This is a genomic window from Psychrobacillus syltrankelensis, assembly GCF_055454035.1.
Window position 1 is genome coordinate 1 of the sequence record NZ_CM144227.1, and the last position, 23348, is coordinate 23348.

15 protein-coding genes, 20 tRNA genes, 3 rRNA genes and 1 pseudogene are annotated in these 23348 nt (G+C 40.2%); 34 read left to right on the plus strand and 5 right to left on the minus strand.

Translation table 11 applies throughout. The features are described from left to right. Positions 1 to 193: 193 nt before the first annotated feature. The 25 genes and pseudogenes from ACTSKG_RS00005 (at position 194) to ACTSKG_RS00125 (ending at position 8670) form a co-directional block, all read left to right on the plus strand. Positions 194 to 1747 (plus strand): 16S ribosomal RNA (locus ACTSKG_RS00005). A 336-nt stretch (positions 1748 to 2083) separates the two neighbouring features. Continuing rightward, positions 2084 to 5010, plus strand: a 23S ribosomal RNA gene (locus ACTSKG_RS00010). Positions 5011 to 5131: 121 nt separating this feature from the next. Then, positions 5132 to 5247 (plus strand): 5S ribosomal RNA (rrf, locus tag ACTSKG_RS00015). Together the 16S, 23S and 5S rRNA genes with 20 tRNA genes alongside form the textbook arrangement of a ribosomal RNA operon. A gap of 70 nt (positions 5248 to 5317) precedes the next feature. Beyond that, a tRNA-Val gene (locus ACTSKG_RS00020) sits at positions 5318 to 5393 on the plus strand. Between the two features lie 14 nt (positions 5394 to 5407). Beyond that, a tRNA-Thr gene (locus tag ACTSKG_RS00025) sits at positions 5408 to 5483 on the plus strand. An 8-nt stretch (positions 5484 to 5491) separates the two neighbouring features. Beyond that, positions 5492 to 5564, plus strand: a tRNA-Lys gene (locus tag ACTSKG_RS00030). Between the two features lie 24 nt (positions 5565 to 5588). After that, positions 5589 to 5673, plus strand: a tRNA-Leu gene (locus ACTSKG_RS00035). A gap of 16 nt (positions 5674 to 5689) precedes the next feature. Next, positions 5690 to 5764: transfer RNA gene (locus tag ACTSKG_RS00040), tRNA-Gly, on the plus strand. 15 nt (positions 5765 to 5779) lie between these two features. Further along, a tRNA-Leu gene (locus tag ACTSKG_RS00045) sits at positions 5780 to 5868 on the plus strand. 18 nt (positions 5869 to 5886) lie between these two features. Further along, positions 5887 to 5963: transfer RNA gene (locus ACTSKG_RS00050), tRNA-Arg, on the plus strand. 6 nt (positions 5964 to 5969) lie between these two features. After that, positions 5970 to 6046 (plus strand) — tRNA-Pro (locus ACTSKG_RS00055). Between the two features lie 13 nt (positions 6047 to 6059). Beyond that, a tRNA-Ala gene (locus ACTSKG_RS00060) sits at positions 6060 to 6135 on the plus strand. A 26-nt stretch (positions 6136 to 6161) separates the two neighbouring features. Next, positions 6162 to 6235, plus strand: a tRNA-Met gene (locus ACTSKG_RS00065). A gap of 6 nt (positions 6236 to 6241) precedes the next feature. Further along, positions 6242 to 6318: transfer RNA gene (locus tag ACTSKG_RS00070), tRNA-Ile, on the plus strand. Positions 6319 to 6328: 10 nt separating this feature from the next. Further along, positions 6329 to 6421, plus strand: a tRNA-Ser gene (locus ACTSKG_RS00075). 71 nt (positions 6422 to 6492) lie between these two features. Then, positions 6493 to 6569 (plus strand) — tRNA-Met (locus ACTSKG_RS00080). A 3-nt stretch (positions 6570 to 6572) separates the two neighbouring features. Next, positions 6573 to 6648, plus strand: a tRNA-Asp gene (locus ACTSKG_RS00085). 170 nt (positions 6649 to 6818) lie between these two features. Beyond that, positions 6819 to 6894 (plus strand) — tRNA-Phe (locus ACTSKG_RS00090). Between the two features lie 5 nt (positions 6895 to 6899). After that, positions 6900 to 6973 (plus strand) — tRNA-Gly (locus ACTSKG_RS00095). Positions 6974 to 6978: 5 nt separating this feature from the next. Continuing rightward, positions 6979 to 7055 (plus strand) — tRNA-Ile (locus ACTSKG_RS00100). 4 nt (positions 7056 to 7059) lie between these two features. Next, positions 7060 to 7134 (plus strand) — tRNA-Asn (locus tag ACTSKG_RS00105). 7 nt (positions 7135 to 7141) lie between these two features. Then, a tRNA-Ser gene (locus ACTSKG_RS00110) sits at positions 7142 to 7232 on the plus strand. A gap of 7 nt (positions 7233 to 7239) precedes the next feature. Beyond that, a tRNA-Glu gene (locus tag ACTSKG_RS00115) sits at positions 7240 to 7311 on the plus strand. 136 nt (positions 7312 to 7447) lie between these two features. Then, positions 7448 to 8008, plus strand: a pseudogene (locus ACTSKG_RS00120) (IS1595 family transposase); the annotation flags it as partial. A gap of 86 nt (positions 8009 to 8094) precedes the next feature. After that, the gene (locus ACTSKG_RS00125) at positions 8095 to 8670 is read left to right on the plus strand and encodes a dihydrofolate reductase family protein (RefSeq protein ID WP_464756143.1); all 576 of its coding nucleotides are present in this window, start codon (positions 8095 to 8097) and stop codon (positions 8668 to 8670) included. 529 nt (positions 8671 to 9199) lie between these two features. Here ACTSKG_RS00125 and ACTSKG_RS00130 read toward each other — a convergent pair. Further along, positions 9200 to 10111: a 1,4-dihydroxy-2-naphthoate polyprenyltransferase gene (locus tag ACTSKG_RS00130; RefSeq protein WP_464756144.1), complete on the minus strand. Its 912-nt coding sequence runs from the start codon at positions 10109 to 10111 to the stop codon at positions 9200 to 9202. Between the two features lie 245 nt (positions 10112 to 10356). On the opposite strand from ACTSKG_RS00130, the gene ACTSKG_RS00135 reads away from it, so the two are divergent. From ACTSKG_RS00135 to ACTSKG_RS00155, 5 genes are all read left to right on the plus strand, one after another. Beyond that, a complete protein-coding gene (locus ACTSKG_RS00135) occupies positions 10357 to 11718 on the plus strand; it encodes an isochorismate synthase (RefSeq protein ID WP_464756145.1) in 1362 nt (453 codons plus the stop codon). Beyond that, on the plus strand, positions 11711 to 13423 hold the full coding sequence (menD, locus tag ACTSKG_RS00140; RefSeq protein ID WP_464756146.1) for a 2-succinyl-5-enolpyruvyl-6-hydroxy-3-cyclohexene-1-carboxylic-acid synthase: 1713 nt from the start codon (positions 11711 to 11713) through the stop codon (positions 13421 to 13423). The genes ACTSKG_RS00135 and menD overlap by 8 nt, the downstream gene beginning before the upstream one ends. Next, positions 13411 to 14232 carry a 2-succinyl-6-hydroxy-2,4-cyclohexadiene-1-carboxylate synthase gene (gene menH / locus ACTSKG_RS00145; RefSeq protein ID WP_464756147.1) on the plus strand — a complete coding sequence of 274 codons (822 nt, stop codon included), beginning with the start codon at positions 13411 to 13413 and terminating at the stop codon, positions 14230 to 14232. The genes menD and menH overlap by 13 nt, the downstream gene beginning before the upstream one ends. Before the next feature lie 2 nt (positions 14233 to 14234). Next, positions 14235 to 15053: a 1,4-dihydroxy-2-naphthoyl-CoA synthase gene (gene menB / locus ACTSKG_RS00150; protein ID WP_464756148.1), complete on the plus strand. Its 819-nt coding sequence runs from the start codon at positions 14235 to 14237 to the stop codon at positions 15051 to 15053. 76 nt (positions 15054 to 15129) lie between these two features. Next, a complete protein-coding gene (locus tag ACTSKG_RS00155; protein ID WP_464756149.1) occupies positions 15130 to 16563 on the plus strand; it encodes an o-succinylbenzoate--CoA ligase in 1434 nt (477 codons plus the stop codon). A gap of 206 nt (positions 16564 to 16769) precedes the next feature. On the opposite strand, the gene ACTSKG_RS00160 is transcribed toward ACTSKG_RS00155, so the two are convergent. Both ACTSKG_RS00160 and yidD read right to left on the minus strand, forming a co-directional pair. After that, positions 16770 to 17723, minus strand: coding sequence for a metal ABC transporter solute-binding protein, Zn/Mn family (locus tag ACTSKG_RS00160; RefSeq protein WP_464756150.1), 954 nt, complete (start codon positions 17721 to 17723; stop codon positions 16770 to 16772). Positions 17724 to 17822: 99 nt separating this feature from the next. Next, the gene (yidD, locus tag ACTSKG_RS00165) at positions 17823 to 18056 is read right to left on the minus strand and encodes a membrane protein insertion efficiency factor YidD (protein WP_464756151.1); all 234 of its coding nucleotides are present in this window, start codon (positions 18054 to 18056) and stop codon (positions 17823 to 17825) included. 113 nt (positions 18057 to 18169) lie between these two features. On the opposite strand from yidD, the gene ACTSKG_RS00170 reads away from it, so the two are divergent. The 4 genes from ACTSKG_RS00170 to ACTSKG_RS00185 all read left to right on the plus strand — a co-directional run bounded on the left by ACTSKG_RS00170 (position 18170) and on the right by ACTSKG_RS00185 (position 19568). Then, positions 18170 to 18619, plus strand: a complete 450-nt coding sequence (locus ACTSKG_RS00170; RefSeq protein WP_464756152.1) for a Dps family protein — start codon at positions 18170 to 18172, stop codon at positions 18617 to 18619. A 52-nt stretch (positions 18620 to 18671) separates the two neighbouring features. Next, entirely contained in the window at positions 18672 to 18851 is a 180-nt protein-coding gene (locus tag ACTSKG_RS00175) for a YjfB family protein (protein WP_464756153.1), read from the plus strand. 194 nt (positions 18852 to 19045) lie between these two features. Beyond that, complete coding sequence (locus ACTSKG_RS00180) at positions 19046 to 19378, plus strand: transposase (protein ID WP_464756154.1); 333 nt, start codon at positions 19046 to 19048, stop codon at positions 19376 to 19378. Then, on the plus strand, positions 19371 to 19568 hold the full coding sequence (locus ACTSKG_RS00185) for a hypothetical protein (RefSeq protein ID WP_464756155.1): 198 nt from the start codon (positions 19371 to 19373) through the stop codon (positions 19566 to 19568). The genes ACTSKG_RS00180 and ACTSKG_RS00185 overlap by 8 nt, the downstream gene beginning before the upstream one ends. A gap of 219 nt (positions 19569 to 19787) precedes the next feature. Here the strand turns inward: ACTSKG_RS00185 and ACTSKG_RS00190 are convergent, their stop codons facing one another. Further along, entirely contained in the window at positions 19788 to 21041 is a 1254-nt protein-coding gene (locus ACTSKG_RS00190) for an MFS transporter (protein ID WP_464757933.1), read from the minus strand. 317 nt (positions 21042 to 21358) lie between these two features. Next, positions 21359 to 23182, minus strand: a complete 1824-nt coding sequence (locus ACTSKG_RS00195) for a V4R domain-containing protein (RefSeq protein WP_464756156.1) — start codon at positions 23180 to 23182, stop codon at positions 21359 to 21361. Positions 23183 to 23348 lie beyond the last annotated feature (166 nt).

Consider the following 23348-nt stretch of genomic DNA (forward strand, 5'->3'; position numbering starts at 1 on the left):
AACATTGAAAACTGAACATGCAAAACGTTAAGACATACAGCTTGAAAGACTAACTTGTTAGTTTGATAGCAAAACAAAAATGACATCATTTAATGATGATGCCAGCAAGTAAGTACATCGACTAAAAGCGCCACATCCGTGCGGTGACGTCGATGCCAGCACTTCGTGTGCAAGTGAGCTTTTTAAGTTCTCTATTATGGAGAGTTTGATCCTGGCTCAGGACGAACGCTGGCGGCATGCCTAATACATGCAAGTCGAGCGAATGATGAAGAAGCTTGCTTCTTCTGATTTAGCGGCGGACGGGTGAGTAACACGTGGGCAACCTGCCCTGTAGATTGGGATAACTCCGGGAAACCGGGGCTAATACCGAATAATCCATTTCCTCACATGTGGAAATGTTAAAAGACGGTCTCGGCTGTCACTACAGGATGGGCCCGCGGCGCATTAGCTAGTTGGTGAGGTAACGGCTCACCAAGGCGACGATGCGTAGCCGACCTGAGAGGGTGATCGGCCACACTGGGACTGAGACACGGCCCAGACTCCTACGGGAGGCAGCAGTAGGGAATCTTCCACAATGGACGAAAGTCTGATGGAGCAATGCCGCGTGAGTGAAGAAGGTTTTCGGATCGTAAAACTCTGTTGTGAGGGAAGAACAAGTACGAGAGTAACTGCTCGTACCTTGACGGTACCTCATTAGAAAGCCACGGCTAACTACGTGCCAGCAGCCGCGGTAATACGTAGGTGGCAAGCGTTGTCCGGAATTATTGGGCGTAAAGCGCGCGCAGGCGGTCCTTTAAGTCTGATGTGAAATCCCACGGCTCAACCGTGGAAGGTCATTGGAAACTGGGGGACTTGAGTACAGAAGAGGAAAGCGGAAATCCAAGTGTAGCGGTGAAATGCGTAGAGATTTGGAGGAACACCAGTGGCGAAGGCGGCTTTCTGGTCTGTAACTGACGCTGAGGCGCGAAAGCGTGGGGAGCAAACAGGATTAGATACCCTGGTAGTCCACGCCGTAAACGATGAGTGCTAAGTGTTAGGGGGTTTCCGCCCCTTAGTGCTGCAGCTAACGCATTAAGCACTCCGCCTGGGGAGTACGGTCGCAAGACTGAAACTCAAAGGAATTGACGGGGGCCCGCACAAGCGGTGGAGCATGTGGTTTAATTCGAAGCAACGCGAAGAACCTTACCAGGTCTTGACATCCCGCTGACCGTTCTAGAGATAGATCTTTCCCTTCGGGGACAGCGGTGACAGGTGGTGCATGGTTGTCGTCAGCTCGTGTCGTGAGATGTTGGGTTAAGTCCCGCAACGAGCGCAACCCTTGATCTTAGTTGCCAGCATTTAGTTGGGCACTCTAAGGTGACTGCCGGTGATAAACCGGAGGAAGGTGGGGATGACGTCAAATCATCATGCCCCTTATGACCTGGGCTACACACGTGCTACAATGGACGGTACAGAGGGTCGCAACCCCGCGAGGGTGAGCTAATCCCATAAAACCGTTCTCAGTTCGGATTGTAGGCTGCAACTCGCCTACATGAAGCCGGAATCGCTAGTAATCGTGGATCAGCATGCCACGGTGAATACGTTCCCGGGCCTTGTACACACCGCCCGTCACACCACGAGAGTTTGTAACACCCGAAGTCGGTGGGGTAACCCTTACGGGAGCCAGCCGCCGAAGGTGGGACAGATGATTGGGGTGAAGTCGTAACAAGGTAGCCGTATCGGAAGGTGCGGCTGGATCACCTCCTTTCTAAGGATAATATCGGAATACAGATTTTTATCTGTATCTTAACGTTTTGCAGTTCAGTTTTGAATGTTCATTTTATATGAAGATTCAACAGATTCAACTCTTGTTCTTTGAAAACTGGATAAAACGACATTGAAAGAAACAAATTCAAGAAATTCAATTTGTAATCACATTTGTGATTATTTTTTGTGTAGTACTTTTAACTACTATTTTTGAGGGTTTCAAGACACAAGCAGTGCTAGGAAACGAAGGAGAGAGGAAAGGAACGTACTTACGTACGTAACTGCCCGAACGACTGAAGTTGACAACGCAATGCGCAGTGTATTGGAAGCCGAATTAGGTTAAGTTAATAAGGGCGCACGGTGAATGCCTTGGCACTAGGAGCCGAAGAAGGACGGCACTAACACCGATATGCTTCGGGGAGCTGTAAGTGAGCTTTGATCCGGAGATTTCCGAATGGGGAAACCCACTGTTCGTAATGGAGCAGTACATTTGCGTGAATACATAGCGCATCTGTGGCAAACCCAGGGAACTGAAACATCTAAGTACCTGGAGGAAGAGAAAGAAAAATCGATTCCCTGAGTAGCGGCGAGCGAAACGGGAAGAGCCCAAACCAAGAGGCTTGCCTCTTGGGGTTGTAGGACACTCTATATAGAGTTACAAAGGAATGAGCTAGACGAAGCGATCTGGAAAGGTCCGCAGGATAGGGTAAAAGCCCCGTAGTCAAAAGTTCATTCTCTCTTGAGTGTATCCTGAGTACGGCGGAACACGTGAAATTCCGTCGGAATCTGGGAGGACCATCTCCCAAGGCTAAATACTACCTAGTGACCGATAGTGAACCAGTACCGTGAGGGAAAGGTGAAAAGCACCCCGGAAGGGGAGTGAAATAGATCCTGAAACCGTGTGCCTACAAGTAGTCAGAGCCCGTTAATGGGTGATGGCGTGCCTTTTGTAGAATGAACCGGCGAGTTACGATTACATGCAAGGTTAAGTTGAGAAGACGGAGCCGCAGCGAAAGCGAGTCTGAATAGGGCGAATGAGTATGTGGTCGTAGACCCGAAACCAGGTGATCTACCCATGTCCAGGATGAAGGTAAGGTAACACTTACTGGAGGTCCGAACCCACGCACGTTGAAAAGTGCGGGGATGAGGTGTGGGTAGCGGAGAAATTCCAATCGAACCTGGAGATAGCTGGTTCTCTCCGAAATAGCTTTAGGGCTAGCCTCAAACGTTAGAATCTTGGAGGTAGAGCACTGTTTGGACTAGGGGCCCATCCCGGGTTACCGAATTCAGACAAACTCCGAATGCCAATGATTTATGTTTGGGAGTCAGACTGCGAGTGATAAGATCCGTAGTCAAGAGGGAAACAGCCCAGACCACCAGCTAAGGTCCCAAAGTATTTGTTAAGTGGAAAAGGATGTGGCGTTGCTTAGACAACCAGGATGTTGGCTTAGAAGCAGCCATCATTTAAAGAGTGCGTAATAGCTCACTGGTCGAGTGACGCTGCGCCGAAAATGTATCGGGGCTAAACAAATCACCGAAGCTGTGGATTGATACCTATGGTATCAGTGGTAGGAGAGCGTTCTAAGGGCGTTGAAGTCAGACCGGAAGGACTGGTGGAGCGCTTAGAAGTGAGAATGCCGGTATGAGTAGCGAAAGATGGGTGAGAATCCCATCCACCGTATGACTAAGGTTTCCTGAGGAAGGCTCGTCCGCTCAGGGTTAGTCGGGACCTAAGTCGAGGCCGATAGGCGTAGACGATGGACAACAGGTTGATATTCCTGTACCACCAAACCACCGTTTGAGTAATGGGGGGACGCAGAAGGATAGGGTAAGCGTGCTGTTGGTTATGCACGTCCAAGCAGTAAGGTGTGAGTGTAGGCAAATCCGCACTCTGTAACATTGAGCTGTGATGGCGAGGACTTAGTCCGAAGTTCCTGATTTCACACTGCCAAGAAAAGCCTCTAGCGAGGTGATAGGTGCCCGTACCGCAAACCGACACAGGTAGTCGAGGAGAGAATCCTAAGGTGAGCGAGAGAACTCTCGTTAAGGAACTCGGCAAAATGACCCCGTAACTTCGGGAGAAGGGGTGCTCTTTTGGGTGTATAGCCTAGAAGAGCCGCAGTGAATAGGCCCAGGCGACTGTTTAGCAAAAACACAGGTCTCTGCAAAACCGTAAGGTGAAGTATAGGGGCTGACGCCTGCCCGGTGCTGGAAGGTTAAGAGGAGTGCTTAGCGCAAGCGAAGGTGCGAATTGAAGCCCCAGTAAACGGCGGCCGTAACTATAACGGTCCTAAGGTAGCGAAATTCCTTGTCGGGTAAGTTCCGACCCGCACGAAAGGCGTAACGATCTGGGCACTGTCTCAACGAGAGACTCGGTGAAATTATAGTACCTGTGAAGATGCAGGTTACCCGCGACAGGACGGAAAGACCCCGTGGAGCTTTACTATAGCTTGATATTGAATTTTGGTGCAACTTGTACAGGATAGGCAGGAGCCTTAGAGCCCGGAGCGCCAGCTTCGGAGGAGGCGTCGGTGGGATACTGCCCTGGTTGTATTGAAATTCTAACCCATACCCGTAACCCGGGTAGGAGACAGTGTCAGGCGGGTAGTTTGACTGGGGCGGTCGCCTCCTAAAGTGTAACGGAGGCGCCCAAAGGTTCCCTCAGAATGGTTGGAAATCATTCGAAGAGTGTAAAGGCAGAAGGGAGCTTGACTGCGAGACCTACAAGTCGAGCAGGGTCGAAAGACGGGCTTAGTGATCCGGTGGTTCCGCATGGAAGGGCCATCGCTCAACGGATAAAAGCTACCCCGGGGATAACAGGCTTATCTCCCCAAGAGTCCACATCGACGGGGAGGTTTGGCACCTCGATGTCGGCTCATCGCATCCTGGGGCTGTAGTCGGTCCCAAGGGTTGGGCTGTTCGCCCATTAAAGCGGTACGCGAGCTGGGTTCAGAACGTCGTGAGACAGTTCGGTCCCTATCCGTCGTGGGCGTAGGAAATTTGAGAGGAGCTGTCCTTAGTACGAGAGGACCGGGATGGACACACCGCTGGTGTACCAGTTGTTCTGCCAAGAGCATCGCTGGGTAGCTATGTGTGGACGGGATAAGTGCTGAAAGCATCTAAGCACGAAGCCCCCCTCAAGATGAGATTTCCCATTACGCAAGTAAGTAAGATCCCTCAAAGACGATGAGGTAGATAGGTTCGGGGTGGAAGCGTGGCGACACGTGCAGCTGACGAATACTAATCGATCGAGGACTTAACCAAATAGAATTTGTATTCATCAATGTCTTTTATCCAGTTTTGAAAGAATAATTTTTTTAAAAAAACTCTTGTAATATTCTACAGAGTTGTTATAATAAAACTTGTCTTTCAATAATTATTCAAGTCTAGTGATGATGGCGAAGAGGTCACACCCGTTCCCATATCGAACACGGAAGTTAAGTTCTTCAGCGCCGATGGTAGTTGGGGGTTTCCCCCTGTGAGAGTAGGACATCGCTGGGCTTGCAATAAATACATAAAGTTATTAAATTAAGTTGATACAGAAATGTTCTACTTATCGTAATTTTACCCAGGAGGATTAGCTCAGCTGGGAGAGCATCTGCCTTACAAGCAGAGGGTCGGCGGTTCGAGCCCGTCATCCTCCACCATACTTTCTATTCTTGCCGGAGTAGCTCAACTGGTAGAGCAACTGACTTGTAATCAGTAGGTTGAGGGTTCAAGTCCTTTCTCCGGCACCATTAATTCCGAGCCATTAGCTCAGTTGGTAGAGCATCTGACTTTTAATCAGAGGGTCGTAGGTTCGAATCCTACATGGCTCATCACTTTTTAAGTGAATTATCTATGCGGGTGTGGCGGAACTGGCAGACGCACTAGACTTAGGATCTAGCGCCGCAAGGCGTGGGGGTTCGACTCCCTTCACCCGCACCATTAATTTCATAACCGAGCGGAAGTAGTTCAGTGGTAGAACACCACCTTGCCAAGGTGGGGGTCGCGAGTTCGAACCTCGTCTTCCGCTCCATAAATTCATTTAAGTGCCGGGGTGGCGGAACTGGCAGACGCACAGGACTTAAAATCCTGCGGTAGGTGACTACCGTACCGGTTCGATTCCGGTCCTCGGCACCACTTTTTTGAAAAATATATGCGCCCGTAGCTCAATTGGATAGAGCGTCTGACTACGGATCAGAAGGTTGTGGGTTCGACTCCTGCCGGGCGCGCCATATAGACGGGAAGTAGCTCAGCTTGGTAGAGCACTTGGTTTGGGACCAAGGGGTCGCAGGTTCGAATCCTGTCTTCCCGACCAGTTATTAAATTATGGGGCCTTAGCTCAGCTGGGAGAGCGCCTGCCTTGCACGCAGGAGGTCAGCGGTTCGATCCCGCTAGGCTCCACCATAATAATGTTAAAATGTAAAGATCATGGCGGCGTAGCTCAGCTGGCTAGAGCATTCGGTTCATACCCGAAAGGTCGTGGGTTCGACTCCCTCTGCCGCCATCTTAAGGACCTTTAGCTCAGTTGGTTAGAGCAGACGGCTCATAACCGTCCGGTCGCAGGTTCGAGTCCTGCAAGGTCCACCAACAATATTTCGGAGGAATACCCAAGTCTGGCTGAAGGGATCGGTCTTGAAAACCGACAGGCGGGTCATACCGCGCGGGGGTTCGAATCCCTCTTCCTCCTCCATTTTAAAACTATTGTTGTTGGAAGCATATTTAATCTTTAACAAGTAAATTTAAAAGATTGTATATTATTGTCGCGGGGTGGAGCAGTTCGGTAGCTCGTCGGGCTCATAACCCGAAGGTCACAGGTTCAAATCCTGTCCCCGCAACCAAATGGTCCCGTGGTGTAGCGGTTAACATGCCTGCCTGTCACGCAGGAGATCGCCGGTTCGATCCCGGTCGGGACCGCCATTTATTTATAAGTTTTAATAGATAAATAACAGTACATATTTTTTAGAGATTTAAGATAAGCAAGCAGTTCAAGGAAGCAAGCGAGTGAAAGAAGGAACGTACTCAAGTACGTGAATGATTGAACGAGTACAGCTGAAAAAGAGATGCGACGTTTAGCGTAAATCGAAGTAGGCTCAGTAGCTCAGTCGGTAGAGCAAAGGACTGAAAATCCTTGTGTCGGCGGTTCGATTCCGTCCTGAGCCACCATTTATGCGGGTGTAGTTTAGTGGTAAAACCTCAGCCTTCCAAGCTGATGATGAGAGTTCGATTCTCTTCACCCGCTCCAATAATGGGCCTATAGCTCAGCTGGTTAGAGCGCACGCCTGATAAGCGTGAGGTCGATGGTTCGAGTCCATTTAGGCCCACCATTATTCCGAAGTAGCTCAGTGGTAGAGCAATCGGCTGTTAACCGATTGGTCGTAGGTTCGAGTCCTACCTTCGGAGCCATATATATGGGGAAGTACTCAAGTGGCTGAAGAGGCGCCCCTGCTAAGGGTGTAGGTCGGGCAACCGGCGCGAGGGTTCAAATCCCTCCTTCTCCGCCATATATTTGGCCCCTTGGTCAAGCGGTTAAGACACCGCCCTTTCACGGCGGTAACACGGGTTCGAATCCCGTAGGGGTCATAAAGGTTTTAAAAAAGGTAATCATTTATATGATTACCTTTTTTTTATGTTTGGCTTTGTTAAATTTTAATGTTGATATTTAATAATTACGAACAAAAGTTTTATGATAAAGGTAACAATTCGGTTCGGAGATGATCTGTACTCGGAAAAGGGCCAAGCGGAACATCACCGAACGCAAGCCACGTAAACGAGGCAGAAAAGCCAAATATCGTGGTATAAGCAAGGACCAAGTATGTGCCCTCGTTGCCCGTGACCTTCAGAAAATGACGTACTCTGGCGTTCTTGGGCGTGGTCGCATTCGGACAACGTAATTAGATGAGGCGATTGGCGGTCATCTATCGAATTCAAACGTACTTTGCACGGATTCCTTGCGGGCATTCAGCTCCTATGCGAATGCAAAGGGCTTGGCTCATTACCATTCAAGTCCGAGGGAAAACAACGTGTCAAAGGAGTGTACCATATCCAAAACGTAAATAGCTATCAGAGCCGCTTGAAGAAATGGATGAACCGCTTCAATGGTGTTGTAACCAAATATTTGCAACATTATTTGGCTTGGTTCCGTTATATAGACAACAAGGAATATGAGAATACCTAATCGAATAAGAAAAATATGTTGGTCGAATCGTGCCTGTTTACTGGTACCGACACGCACACAAAGCTTCGGCTTTCGGGCAGGTTTGGGATTAGCAATCCATAAGAAACAACCCAAGTTGAATTATGTTAAAATGTAGTTAATGTATATGTATAATGTAGATATTCCTCATGAACAAAGGAGAACTGAAAATGAGAAAACTCGTTCTATTTCTGCACGCATCGCTTGACGGTTTCGTAGAAGGGCCGAATGGTGAAATGGACATTGGCTGGGTTTCCTACAATGCTGATTTGGAGAAACACGCGAAAGAAATTCTGAGTACTGCCGACACTGTCATTTGGGGACGTGGGACTTATCAGATGATGCACAGTTACTGGCCATCTGTGCCTTCGAACCCATCAGCTTCACAGCATGAGCGGAATCATGCTGAGTGGATCGAAAAGACAGCCAAAATCGTTTTTTCCAAGACTCTGGAGAAAGTCGAATGGAATAATTCCAGACTCGTGAAAGAAGATGTCGAGGAAGAGATCAATAACCTCAAACAGCAGCCAGGCAAGGATATGGTCATCCTCGGCAGTCCTAGGTTCGCACACCACCTTATGCAGCTTGATTTAATTGATGAGTTTAAAATTACGGTTTCTCCCGTCCTTCTCGGTGAGGGATTGCCGTTATTCCAAGGTCTCAAGGAGAAGATCAATCTTAAGCTAATCGAAAACAAGACCTTTGATTCTGGAGCCATAGGTCTCGTTTACCAGACGGTAAGATGACCTTGTCACTTAAGGTGATTACGCTAACAGGAGCCGATAGCTCAATTAACCGCCTTTTCACAAAGGCGGTTTTCTTATGGTCACAAATCAACATAAGAATTTAACATAGCTTTATGTTTAAGAAATTTTACCTATGGTTCACGCTAATTTGGGGTAATTCCCTTTGTAATTAATTCACTAAGGTATTTAAACAATTTTTATTATAGGTAGTACCACTTGTTAGAGAAGCACAATATAACCTATATTGATCTGTTGCATTCGCTTTTTTTCTAATGCTGATGTGAGTCATCTCATCAAATGTAAACTTTTTATATTGAGAATTGGTTGCTTTGGTCTAATAAATAGTTGCTCTCCGTGAATAATTGGTCGCTTTAAGCCAATATTATGCAATGTTTCGTGCAAAGCACTCAAAAGTTTGTGAAGCCAAGATGATCTTAAGGGTAGAGCTTACTCATTATTTAATGATTAGAAGATGAGCAAGCAAATAAAATGAAAAACAGCTAGGAAAATTATTTCCTAGCTGTTTATTTTAAATGTAATATCCTAGAAGTAACCCAACACCTAGTAAAAATACAAATATCGTGTTTGTGAGTGCTGTATCTTTCATTGCTGGTGCTACTTCGATTGAATTTTCTTTTTCTCTAAATAATTTGATCGCATGCAATGGTTTTTTTATGCTTAGAACGACTAACAAAGTCCAAGGAGTAACAACTTGCATAATTACTAAAATAACAATCCATAAGTAAGAGATAATAAAGTAAGAAGCTAAGATGGTAATGGCATTTTTTCTACCTACAAGTATGGCCATAGTTTTTCTGCCGCCCTCTTTGTCCTCTACAATATCTCTTGTATTATTAGATAGCATTATCCCTGCTACAAGTAGAGCACTTGGAACAGAAAGTAATATCGCAAAGTTTGGAACGGTACCGACTTGAATGTAAGTAGCAATTAAAACGATTAACATGCCCATAAATAACCCGCTAAATAATTCACCAAATGGCGTATACGCAATAGGATAGGGTCCGCCAGTGTATAAATATCCTACAGCCATAGAGAGCGCCCCTACAATTAATAACTTCCAGGAGCTTGCATAGCAAATGTACAGTCCTAATAATGCAGCAATTCCATAGAGTAATAGAGCTAGTTGCATTACAGTTTTGGGTTTAACTCCATTTCTAACAATTGCTCCACCAATTCCAACCGATTCTTCGCTATCGAGTCCCCTCGTAAAATCGTAATATTCATTGAACATGTTTGTTGCAGCTTGAATTAAAAGACAAGCAAATAACAAAGCGAAAAATAATAGCCAGTTAATATTAGCATAGTAAAGAGCTATCATTGTACCTAAAAATACGGGAGCAAATGAAGCAGTCAATGTATGTGGTCTTGTTAATTTCCACCAAATGCGCCAGCCTGTATCGGCTTCTAGTTCATGTGACATAGGTTTTTTCTCTCCTTTAAAAGAATCAACCTCAATTTTAGCATATATTCGCGACTAAATGTGTGCTGAAAACTGTAGAAAGATGTATGATTAAAGGTAGAGTATTTTACTTAAGCAGTTTGGGGGACAAACTCCAACTGAGAGTTTAAAGACGCCTAAAATTTTGTGCGAATTTATTAAGCAGAAATGGGCTTCATTAGAGAAATTTTTATACAAAAGGTTATATTTATACGGAGGTAATATATATGCCGAACACCACCGGGCAAAAGAAGTCAACATTACGTTTTTATACAGAAACAATAGAGGTATCAAGATTATCTGCTCATGCCTTTTTTGAGGCAGGAGATGAATGCTATAAAGGTAAACGTTTTTTTTGGCAAAACAAAGAGAAAACTTTTACATTAGTAGGATTAGGACATGCTCATATCATTTCAAATGATCTTGAAGAAAATAGATATCAGGATATTGCTTCAAAATGGAAAGAGTTGTGTCAGTTATCCTTAAAGGAAAAAGCAGATGTATCCCCCATCCTTTTTGGAGGATTTTCGTTTGATCCGTTCAATAAAATCTCTTCAGAGTGGGATACATTCCCATCTGCATTTTTCGCAATATCTACTTTTCAATTAGTTATTCAAAATGAACAAGCATTTGTTAGTATTCATTTAATAACAGATGAAGAGCAGAGTATGGAAACATTCGAAAAACTTCGAATTGAACGAGATGCCTTAATACACACAGCTCAAGTCAAAGAGCTTAAAACTCATTCAAAGTCCAAATTAGTTGAAAGAGAAGATCGTTTAAAAGAAAAATATTTACAAGCTGTAGAAAATGTTACGAAAAGAATTCGTGGAAAGGAAGTAAAAAAAGTCGTAATAGGACGTTCATTAAAATTAACATTTGATGACATTTTTTCTTCTTCAAGCGTCCTTTATAATACTTCCATAGAGCAACCAGAGAGTTATTTATTTGGATTAGAAAAAGATGATAAAATATTTTTTGGTGCTACACCTGAACGTTTAGTAAAAGTAGAGCATGGTGAGGCACTTTCTGCAGGAATTGCGGGTTCTATCAAACGTGGAGAAACTTCAGTAGAAGATAGAGCACTTGGTGAAAGTTTATTAGCTGATCCCAAAAATTTAGCAGAGCATAAATATGTAGTGGATATGATTAATGATGTCTTTAATCAATATTGCGATGAAGTAAAAGTACCTTCAAGACCTAAATTACTAAAAATCAGAGATATCCAGCATTTGCATACCCCAATAAGTGGTAAAGTAAAAAATTCAGCATCACTTTTTCAGTTGATAGAAGCACTACATCCAACCCCAGCAATGGGTGGGGTGCCTAGAGAAGAAGCAGTTACGATCATTAGAGAATCCGAACAAATGAATCGTGGTTATTATGCGGCACCTATAGGGTGGATAAATACAGAAGGTGATGGCGAGTTTGCGGTCGGTATTCGATCCGCATTGTTAGAAAAAGAGCATGCTTATCTATATGCTGGCGGTGGAATAGTAGCGGAATCATCATCTTTGGAAGAATTTGAAGAAACACGCGTAAAGTTCCGACCAATGCTTCGTACACTTGGAGGAAATATGAATGACTAATAACTCTTATTTGACTTCTTATGTCAATCAATTTGTAGAAACAGTAAAGCAAGCAGGTGTAAGAGATATTGTTATTTGTCCAGGCTCTAGATCGACCCCTCTTGCATATGCTTTTGCAAAAAGTGATGGTTTTCACTTTTACCGTCAAATAGATGAGCGATCTGCAGGATTTTTTGCTTTAGGTATCGCGAAAGCCAAAAAATCGCCAGTGGTTTTACTATGTACATCAGGAACAGCAGCTGCAAATTTTTTTCCTGCGATTGTAGAGGCTTACTATGCCCGTATTCCTTTGCTTGTTGTTACAGCCGATCGTCCACATGAATTACGAGAAGTAGGAGCACCTCAAGCGATTGATCAAATCCATTTGTTTGGAAAGCATGTTAAGTGGTCAGTTGATTTCCCTATTCCTGAAAATAACGAAGAAAGTTTACCTTTTATTGAACGACACATCCATCGTGCAATTAATACTGCAATAGCATTGCCAATGGGGCCAGTTCATATAAATGTACCATTCCGTGAGCCACTGTTAATTAATATGGAGCAGCAACCTCCGATGCTTCAAATGAGTCATACTGAAATAGGACAACTTGTGCCAGGTGAAGAGTTTGTTAATTGGTACAAAGGTATTTTGCAAACGGAAGAAAGAGGTTTATTCATTGTTGGAGACTCACTTCATACAACTGAAGGTTTTTGGGAATTTGCGAAAACGGTTCAATGGCCTGTTCTAGCTGATCCTTTGTCTAATTTACGTAGCTCCATTCCCGAAGATTGTATGCATTTATGTATTGATCAGTATGATGCGATATTAAAAGGAAATGGCTTTAAAGATTTTGTTGTTCCAAACTTTGTCGTACGTTTTGGAGCACAACCTGTTTCAAAACCGCTTACACAGTTTTTAAAAGCATGTAAACCAACTGTTTATATCGCAGTAGATGAAAGTCCTATTTTCCGTGATTCTCTTCATATCGTGACACACCATGTTCAAGTGGGGACTACTTCTTTATGGATTCCAATCGAAGATAAACAGTCATCTAACTACTTAGAAGATTGGTCGAGAGCGAATGGTATCGCTACGAAACATGTTCGTTCTTATATAGTGAGGGAAGAAGACGAAGGAGCACTTGCAGCGACTTTATTTGAAACGTTAACAGATGGTGTAGATCTATTTGCTAGTAGTAGTATGCCAATTCGTGATGTAGATACGTTTTTCAATAAAACAAAGAAGGATATCCAAATATATGCTAACAGAGGAACAAACGGCATAGATGGGGTTGTTTCAACTGCATTAGGTATTCATGCGGGAACTAAGCGGCCAGGTTATTTACTAATAGGTGATTTAGCTTTTCTTCATGATATGAATGGCCTAATTATAAGTAGATTTCAGCCAACAGATTTAACGATTGTTATTATGAATAATGATGGTGGAGGGATTTTCTCTTACTTACCTCAATCTAATGAAACAAATTATTTTGAACATTTATTTGGTACTCCAACGGGTCTAGAGTTTTCGCATATTGCAACTATGTATAATGCGCAATATAATTCAGTTCAATCGGTAGAAGAATTTAAAGCTGTTTTGAATGAACGGAAATCGAAAGATATTCGGATAATTGAGGTGTTTACAAATCGCGAAGTTAATACAAAAACACATCGAAAATTATGGGCTGCAATTTCAGAGGAGTTAGATTCGATTTGGAAAGTTTAACTGTAAAAGTTCGCGATATCAACATCCATTTAAAGAGAAATCATATTGGAGCTGAAAAAAAGGTAGTATTTTTACATGGTTTTACTGGTTCTAGTAGTACTTGGGAAGAAGTAGTAAATTATCTTCCTCCAACTATAGAAATTTTAACAATTGATTTAATTGGGCATGGGCAGACCTCAAAACCAACCGATTTTACCCGGTATTATGCTGATGAACAAATAGAAGATTTACATTCGCTATTTCAATTGTTAGGATGGAATCATTTTACGCTAGTCGGTTATTCAATGGGAGGACGATTAGCGCTTGCTTACGCCGATAAATACGGTGTAGACAAGTTAGTTTTAGAAAGTAGTTCTCCTGGTTTAGCTGATGAAGAAGAGCGTGTTAAAAGAAAACATGCGGATGAATTGCTTGCTGAAAGAATATTAAATGAAGGAATTTCTGCGTTCATCGATTTTTGGGAGAACATTCCTCTATTTCATTCACAAAAAAATTTGTCATTCGAAAAACAACAATCTATTCGGTTAGAAAGACTTGCCGGATCAGAAGTGGGGTTATCGAACAGTTTGAAAGGTTTTAGTACAGGGATACAACCTTCTTATTGGGGAAAGTTAAAAGACATAGAAATTTCGACAATTCTACTTACTGGCGAGTTAGATCAAAAGTTCTGTGACATAGCTATAAATATGAAAAACGTTTTACCTCAAGGTAAACATATGCAAATTAATAATGTAGGCCATGCAATTCATGTGGAAAATCCCGAATTGTTTGCTACAATAGTAGAGGATATTATTTTGAAGGAGGACTAAAAATGACTCGTGAATGGACAACCTTACATACATACGAAGACATTAAGTATGAATTTTATAATGGGATTGCAAAAGTGACGATAAACCGTCCGGAAGTACGAAATGCATTTCGCCCAAAAACAGTGATGGAGATGATTGATGCATTTTCTCGCGCACGCGATGATAAAAATGTAGGTGTCATCATTTTGACAGGTGAAGGGGAGCATGCATTCTGTTCAGGTGGAGACCAAAAAGTCCGTGGACATGGTGGTTATGTTGGAGAAGATGAAATTCCTCGCCTAAATGTCCTAGATTTACAACGATTAATTCGTGTAATTCCAAAACCAGTTGTAGCAATGGTAGCTGGTTACGCAATTGGAGGAGGACATGTACTTCACGTTGTTTGTGACTTAACAATTGCTGCAGATAATTCTAAATTTGGTCAAACAGGACCTAAAGTTGGTTCGTTTGATGCTGGATATGGTTCTGGTTACTTAGCACGTATAGTCGGACATAAAAAAGCGCGTGAAATTTGGTATTTATGCCGTCAATACGATGCACAGCAAGCGCTTGATATGGGCTTAGTCAATACGGTAGTTCCATATGCACAATTAGAAGACGAAACAGTACAGTGGTGTGAGGAAATGCTTGAGATGAGCCCAACTGCACTTCGTTTCTTGAAAGCAGCTATGAATGCTGATACAGATGGTTTAGCAGGACTTCAACAATTAGCAGGAGATGCTACACTACTTTATTACACAACAGATGAAGCAAAAGAAGGTCGCGATGCATTCAAAGAAAAACGTAAACCTGATTTCGGTCAATTCCCACGTTTTCCGTGATGATTGCATCAATGAATTATTGAGAAAGCTGTCCTTTTATAGGGCAGCTTTTTTACTCTAAAGGAGACAAGTTATTATGTATCCAAATTTATTAGTAAAACGGGCAAGTTTAACACCTAATCGAACTGCCCTAAGATTTAACGAGCAAACTTGGACATTTGAACAGTTGGATAATGAAGCGAATATATTTGCAGAAAAGCTACATACAAAAGGAATTAGGGCAGGAATGAGAATTGCCATTTTAGCATCATCGAATCCACAATTAGTCATTGCGATTCATGGATGTATGCAGCTTGGTTGTGAGTTAGTTATGTTAAATGAGCGTTTAACCGAGGAAGAGTTGAACTATCAATTACAAGATAGTCAAGCCGATTATTTACTAGTTGATTCTTTTGAAAAAAGAACTTTAGTGTATCCAAATAAGCTTTCATTTGAAGAGATACAATTGGCGGTACAGACTACATTTGAAATAGAAAAAGACTGGTCCAAAAATCGAACGATTACAATTATGTATACTTCAGGAACGACAGGTAGTCCAAAAGGGGTTCGCCAATCACTCGAAAATCATGTGATGAATGCGATGGGTTCTGTACTCAATTTGGGAGTTCAAGCAAATGATTGTTGGTTATGTACCGTTCCATTGTTTCATATCAGTGGCTTTTCCATTTTAATGCGTTCGATTCTGTATGGTATGACGATAAATCTTCATACAAAGTTTGATGCAGAAAAAGCAGTAGAAGAAATTATGAGCGGTACAGTTACTAGAATGTCTGTCGTTGCAGTAACGTTGGAAAGGATAATTTCGGTTCTAGAAGAAAGAAATTTATCCTTTCCGAGTACATTTCAATCGATGTTGGTAGGTGGGGGACCAGTACCGTTAAATTATTTAGAAAGGGCAATTCAACGAAATATTCCCGTGCTACAAACATACGGTATGACTGAAACTGCTTCTCAAACAACTACTTTATCAAGCGAAGATGCTATACGAAAATTAGGCTCTGCTGGTAAACCGCTTTTCTTTGCCGATGTTCGTATTGATGGTGAAGAGAAAATAGGGGAAATTTGTATTCAGGGTCCTCATGTGACAAAGGGCTATGTAGGTGCTGCTGAGTTGAAAAATCCTTTAGTAGATGGTTGGCTTCATACAGGTGATATAGGATATATCGATGAGGAAGGATATTTATTTGTAGTGGACCGACGATCCGATTTGATCATTTCTGGTGGGGAAAATATATATCCAGCAGAAATAGAGCAGTCGTTAGTGAAACATCCAGCAGTAAAGGAAGCGGGTGTTGCTGGAAAGCATGATGACAAATGGGGACAAGTTCCTGTGGCATTTGTTGTATTAAAGGACGATGTAAGCGAAGAGGAGCTAAAAGCATTTATGAAAACAGAAATGGCTTCTTATAAACAACCAGTTTCCTATTACTTTGTGGAACACTTGCCGAGAAATGCCTCGAACAAACTTATGCGTAGAGAGTTATTTAAGTATGTGCAAGAAATGAAATAAATGTCTAAGGGAGACCAAACAATGAGTGAAAGCAACCAATTTTCCAGTGAAAGCAACCAATTGGATATAAGAGCAACCAATTCACTCATGAAAGCAACCAATTGGATATGAAAGCAACCAATTGAATTTATGAGCAACCAAATGTATCTAGATATGCTCCAATTTGAAAAACGCCATCTTTTAATTTAAAAGAGGCGTTTTTTTATTCATTTCAATACAGTTTTTAATGTTTCTAGGTTTTTGTTCATTAAAGTGAAATATGTTTCATTATTTTCGATATCATTTTTGGATAGAACGCTTAAATTGTGCAATACTAAGCTTTTAGCACCAATCTCTTTCTTTATAACTTCCGTTAACTTAGATGAAACGTTTTGTTCAAACAAAATGTATTTAATGTCTTTTTCTTTTGCTAAATCAATAATTTTCGTAAGTTGTTTTTGAGAAGGCTCATCTTGTGAGTTAAGGCCAGCAACTGCAATTTGTTCTAAACCATACTCATGTGCTAAGTAACCGAAAGCTTCATGGGAAACGAAAAATGTTTTATTTGGTGCATTTTGAGCCATTTCTTTAAAGCTTGCATCTAATTGTTTTAACTGTGCAATTAACTCTTCATAATTTTTTTCAAACTTTTCTTTTTGGTTAGGAGCAGCATCTACAAGAGAATCTTTGATAGATAAAGCTAAACTTTGACTTATTAGTGGAGAAATCCAAACATGCGGGTCTATTTTCCCGTGTTCATGGTCGTGCTCATCATCGGCTTCTTCTTCATGTTCATTCGCTTCTAGTTGGTCTTTAGGAACTGCATCAGCAGTTGCAATCATCTTCACATGTTCGTTTGCTAATGTTTTTTTAGCATTTTCTACAAATCCTTCTAATCCAAGTCCTATGTAGAAAAACATATCTGCATCTGCAAGAGCCATCATATCTTGTTGAGTTGGTTCAAATGAATGTTCATTTGAGCCTGGTGGATAGATAGATGATACATGTACTGCATCTCCACCAATTTGCTCGGCAAAAAATTGTAAAGGATATACGGTTGTATAAATCTGAATCCTATTGTCTTTTTCTTGTTTTGCTACATTTGTGGTGGCATTATTTCCACAAGCAGCTGTAAATAATGTTAGTACAATTACTAAAAATAATAAAAGTGCTTTTTTCATCTTGCCATCTCCTAAATAGTAATGATTACGTTTTGTGTTTTTGTAACTTTTTAATCTTACAAGACATTTTTAAAAAAAGCAAGAAAAAAACCTTTGAAGTTATTTTTTCTTCAAAGGCCATTCTTCTGGAACAGGATCTAGGCCACCTTCATGAAAAGGGTGACATTTAGATATTCGTTTGATTGTTAAATACCCACCTTTTAACGCACCGTGTTTTTGAACGGCCTCTACACCGTAATGTGAGCAAGTAGGATAGAAACGGCAACTAGGCGGAGTTAAAGGGGATATTATTTTTTGATAGAATTTAAAAATCCATACTATTATATGTTTCATTCGTCAGTTAGCGTCCTTTGGTTTCCGGCATTATATCGTTATGTTTATTGTATTGAAATATGTGGTATAAGAAAAGTAATAACAACTATAATTCATGGGAGAGTGTCAACTTTATGTCAACAGCATTAAATAATGAACTAAACAAACAGGTAGCGCTATGGTCAGTCATGTACACAAAATTACATAACTTTCATTGGTATGTAAAAGGGCCGTCTTTTTTTACGTTACATGCAAAATTTGAGGAGTTATATAACGAAGCTACTTTAAACATGGATGAGATAGCAGAACGTATTTTAACACTTGGAGCTAATCCTGTTGCTACATTAAAAGAACATCTAGAGCTTTCAGATGTAGAGGAAGCGAGCAATAAAGAAACAGCCGATCAAATGGTAGAAACCGTTGTTAAAGATTTCGAGAAAATAATGAAGTCTTTGAAAAAAGGGATGAATGAAGCGGCAAAGGTCGAAGATGATATGACCGAGGATCTACTAAATGCTATTTATCAAAAAACAGAAAAACACCAATGGATGCTAAATGCATTTTTGGGGGATTCAAATAAATAGTTCACCTTTTTCTAAAGTAACCGATATTAAGCTTGTAAAGGGAGGGATCAATTTGGATCTTAATTCTATTATGTCTTCACACTTATCGGAGCTACAACAAACTGTTCAAATGAGTGTCTTAAAAAATGCTATGAACATGGAAACCGTAGCTGCTATTGGGTTATTAGAGGACATGCCTCAAGTATCGGCACCCCATCCTTATAAGGGATCAGTTGTAGACATTCAAGCTTAATGTTATTTACAAGTACCCTTGCTAGCCACTGGCGGTTGGTACACATTTTGAAATGAGTTAATTTTACAAACAATGACCATTCAACATTTGAATGCAATTAGGACGAGACTAACTTAATTTGGAGAAAAACATGCGCTTATATGGTGCATGTTTTTTTATTTTGGAGACATACTTAATAAAAAGGATGTGTGCAAATGACGATTAACAAAGTGTATGTTTCTGTGACAAATAAAAAGGTATTTTCGTATCCTGATGAGTCCCCTTGGGAATTCGAAGTAGTAGCAAATAGAGAAATTATTCCTGTATTTCAAAAGCTTTTTGAACAGCTTACTATAACAGAAACAAGTAACTTTTGGAGGGCGCATATTCCAATTAGATACTATCATTTGGATAAAGAAAACGATGACTACGACACGAAAATGAAAAAGATATATGCATTGATTCATGAGTTTGGGGATCAAGAATCAAAAACATTTATAGAACAGCTTCCATATTTTAATGAAAGTAGGAGAGTATTCGTTGAGTAAAATAATAAGTAGAAAAGGGAACGAGACTAATTCGACTTACCGTAATGTTAGTTCACTATTAAACCAGTCACCACAAAAAATCTCAGAACAAAACCTAGCACGTAACGGAGAAGAAGGAAATGAAAATTACAAATTAGAACAAAAAGCAATGTCTGAAGAAAATTTTGCAAAAGAACAGAAGAAATTATGAATAGTTAAGACTTGGCTGTTTGCTAAGTCTTTTTTTCATTCGGTATGCGGTGTATATGTAAAAGATAAGTTATACAGCAGGATATCCACATCAAAAAACTAGAAGACATGAGTCATCTAGTTTTTTGTGTAAATAACAACTATATCCCTAAATATTCAGTGTTACCTAACTGTAATTTTTTTAGACAGATCTGGACCACTTCTAATATTAACGATGTACTTATAAGACAGGAGCACCGGTCTCATTTATTCGTGATTTTGAATGGCTCATTATTAAAATAATTGACCATACAATAGCTAAAATAACTAAACCAAGTGATGCTGTCAATAATATACTGCGTCCACCTTCAAAGCCTGTAATGTTTAAAATAGTTTGATAAAAAAATGGGCTTATTAAACCGCCTAGGCCTTGTGCAGCAATTACGAAACCAACAAATGAAATGCCTTTTTGTTCATTTGATAATTCGGATGTTCGTGCTAATACTCCAGGAAGCGCTAACCCTAAGCCTAATCCCCCAATAAAACTAGCGATAAAAATCATCGTTAAGCTACTTGATAAATAACATGCAAATATACCTCCACCAGTTAATAAAACAGCTATAGGTACGTTTTGAGTAGGCATGAGCGCACGTAGTTTAGAGAAGAACATACCAACAATTAACGTCCCAAATGTGAATAAGGAAATCGCTAGCCCTGCTTCTGTAGCGTTTCCTAATCCTTCTGTTTGGATTATAATCGCTATGTTTGTCACATATCCAAAAACAAACATTGAGTAAATAATTTGCCCTATAGTATAACCATATACAGTTTTAGGAGCAGAAAATAATGTTTCTTTTAAAGAAGCTTGAACTGTACTTTTCTTTTCTGGTTCTGGTAAGTATAAGAACGTAATTGCTAAAATCCAGATCGGGAATAAATAAACTAAGAACCCATAATGCCACCCAAAGCTATCTGCTAACATACCACCACCAAGTTGGAAGAAAATTGCTCCTATACAAGCAATCGTGGATGTACCGAATCCAATCAAGAAATCTCGTTCGCGACCTTCGTAGAACCTAGTAATGATGTCAATTGATAATGGTAATGTAATCCCTACACCAAGCCCTAAAATTCCTCGAAAGACAATAATTAAAAATAAATTATCTAGAAAGAATGGCATAATACCGCCAATTAAAAATAAAACTAGACCAGTAAATAGTAGGCTACGGGATGTAAATTTAGTCGAAAGTTTACCGTAAAATAAGGAAGGGACAATCTGAAATAGTCCGGGAATAGTTGCAATTAACATAACAGTAGAGGGTGCAAAATCAGGAAAAGCTTTAATTAAATCTGCCATAATAGATCCTGCTACACCTGCTGCTACATCTTGGAATGCAATAATGATAATGAGGAACTTTAAAAAGTTTTTACTCTTTGTTGGAAAAATAATGTTACCTCCTCTTATTAGTAGTAATTGCCTAAAAACTGTCTTCACCAGTAATTGGGAATAGTGGAACAATGATTACATATTTTATGGTAACGTCATACTTGTTAAGAGATGTACATGTATCCAAATTAAGAAAGAGATAGAGCCCATTTGGTCCATGCAACTATATCACCTCTAGTGAAGTAAGCGTTTTCACTTTGCTTATCCCCTTTCTTTGAAGTTAATAAAATAGTAGCATTTTTAATTTTTATTTGAATAGATAAACTTTACTTAAAAACGATGTATGCTTTCATAAGAATTTATTTGAGAAATGATTTAATCCTCAAAAAAAACCTACGCCTCTGCAAAGCGTAAGCTGTAAAAGTTTATTCAATTTCTACTTCTCCTAATATCTCTAACGCTTCAATACAGAATGTTAATTCGAAAGAGTCCTTAGAATTTCGTAAATCTTTATTTAATAAATCTTCGAGTTTTTGAATGCGATATACTAAGCCGCTCATGGATAAATTTAAATCACACATTGTTTGCTGCAAATTACCATTATTCTTTAAAAATGTATAGAGTGTTTTTAAAAACTCAACTTTTTTTGCTTCTTTTAGTTCTAAAATAGCTTTTAACTCGTGCTTTGCTAATTGAATAATTGAAGTTTTATTGTGTGCATTAATAATTGAGCTAATGATACTTGTATTTTCAAATAAGACGATTGGTTGTTTTTTATCAATATTTAAGGCAATAATCGATTGCTGATGCGCTTCTGGAATATCTTCAATATCTTGAATTATACGGCTAATGCCAATCCGAAAGTCATAAATTTTAAAGGAACGTTGTAAGTGCTTTATTATACTTTCGGCAATTTCTATCGTATTTGGTTGCTTTTGCATTAAAAAAATAATTTCATCTTGAAATGAGGTAATAAAAATAGGTATTTTGTGCATTTCCAAATATATTGCAAATGTTTGAATCACTTTTTCTAGTATTTGTTGTTCCTTAATCTGCATGCTATTTTTGAGAATTTTGACGTTGCCGATAAAAAAGTCTTGCTTTAAATCAATTTCCATTAAGTAGCTACGATAATTCATACTCGACTTTGATGTGTATTGCTTTTGTAATAGTTGTTCAAAGAAGTAAGCTTTCATATTTTCAATAGCTTCTAAACTTGTTTTCTCATTTAAATAATGAAGGGAGCAAGTTGTTGCTGCACGTTGGATAAAGTCGCGCTCAAATTCTAATTGCTCTGTCTGTGGTGGATAAATAAATGCAATATATCCAATGACTTGATGATGCACTGTAATTGGACAAACGAGCCGCGTATGTTCTTTAGCATCTATTTGTAGTGGATGCTCGGGTTCAATCGGCTTCAACAAAAGCTTACCTGATCGGGTTTGCCCAACTTGCTTAGCAAAATCCTCATATAAACTATCTAGTTCTTCTAATGTAATGCCAGCAGTAAGATATGGATTCAAGTTTAAATCTTGTAAAACAACAGGTGTATCGAGTGTTTCGTGAACAGTTTCCAATAATTGCTCAAGTTTCATTCCTTGTGTTAGTCCCTTTGTTAAATTGTTATGAAAAATAGATACTAGCTCAGTTAAACGCTTCTCTTGATAAAGTTGTTCATAGGTTGTATTTAATTCATCAATCATGCGAGAATGATTCATTTTAATCACATACGATTGTGTTTCTTTATCCCAATCTTCTAGAGCTCTCATCTCAAACGCGCATTCAGCATCTCCCCGCGCACGACAGGTTACTTCAATTATATATATTTCTTTTTTTGTTAAAAAGGAAGTGAAACCGCTTGCATAACCAGCCAATGTGTGACAAGCAACATGCTTACTCAGGCCAAAATGCTGCAAATGCTCTGAAGCTTCGTACGAATTAATCCAAATTCCTTTAGCGTAAATCTCTTTAATATTATCGTGTTCGTCTAGCTCCAATACTCGCTCGGTTATTAAATCAGTAATTTGTCCCGTGTTTAAATGATAAGTGGATGCAGAATCTAACTTTTCACGTAATCTAAGTTGCATTCGATCTACTTCTTTTGCATGGGCAACTCCTAAATTCCATCCATATCGTAATAAGAATGTTTTGGCATGATCATGTCCTAAATGCTCGATAAGTTCTTTACGCAATAAGCCAAATGAATTTGATGTTGTATACAGCTCTTTATCAAACGTTGGTAAAGTCATTTGTTCGCCTCTTTTCGTAAATTCTTTACAGGGATAAAACAGTTATTAAAGACATTTTATCAGAAAATTTAGTGAAATATAGTGCGAATTAAATAAAAATTAACTATTTCTACATTTTGAGTAGTTTTTATTGGTATTGAAGTTCAAAATTCAACGATTTTCATTG

What these genes read in the sequence shown, in the direction of transcription:
- ACTSKG_RS00125 (WP_464756143.1), top strand. Translation starts at nt 8,095, where the DNA reads ATGAGAAAACTCGTTCTATTTCTGCACGCATCGCTTGACGGTTTCGTA.
- ACTSKG_RS00130 (WP_464756144.1), bottom strand. Translation starts at nt 10,111, where the DNA reads ATGTCACATGAACTAGAAGCCGATACAGGCTGGCGCATTTGGTGGAAA.
- ACTSKG_RS00135 (WP_464756145.1), top strand. Translation starts at nt 10,357, where the DNA reads ATGCCGAACACCACCGGGCAAAAGAAGTCAACATTACGTTTTTATACA.
- menD (WP_464756146.1), top strand. Translation starts at nt 11,711, where the DNA reads ATGACTAATAACTCTTATTTGACTTCTTATGTCAATCAATTTGTAGAA.
- menB (WP_464756148.1), top strand. Translation starts at nt 14,235, where the DNA reads ATGACTCGTGAATGGACAACCTTACATACATACGAAGACATTAAGTAT.
- ACTSKG_RS00155 (WP_464756149.1), top strand. Translation starts at nt 15,130, where the DNA reads ATGTATCCAAATTTATTAGTAAAACGGGCAAGTTTAACACCTAATCGA.
- ACTSKG_RS00160 (WP_464756150.1), bottom strand. Translation starts at nt 17,723, where the DNA reads ATGAAAAAAGCACTTTTATTATTTTTAGTAATTGTACTAACATTATTT.
- yidD (WP_464756151.1), bottom strand. Translation starts at nt 18,056, where the DNA reads ATGAAACATATAATAGTATGGATTTTTAAATTCTATCAAAAAATAATA.
- ACTSKG_RS00170 (WP_464756152.1), top strand. Translation starts at nt 18,170, where the DNA reads ATGTCAACAGCATTAAATAATGAACTAAACAAACAGGTAGCGCTATGG.
- ACTSKG_RS00180 (WP_464756154.1), top strand. Translation starts at nt 19,046, where the DNA reads ATGACGATTAACAAAGTGTATGTTTCTGTGACAAATAAAAAGGTATTT.
- ACTSKG_RS00195 (WP_464756156.1), bottom strand. Translation starts at nt 23,182, where the DNA reads ATGACTTTACCAACGTTTGATAAAGAGCTGTATACAACATCAAATTCA.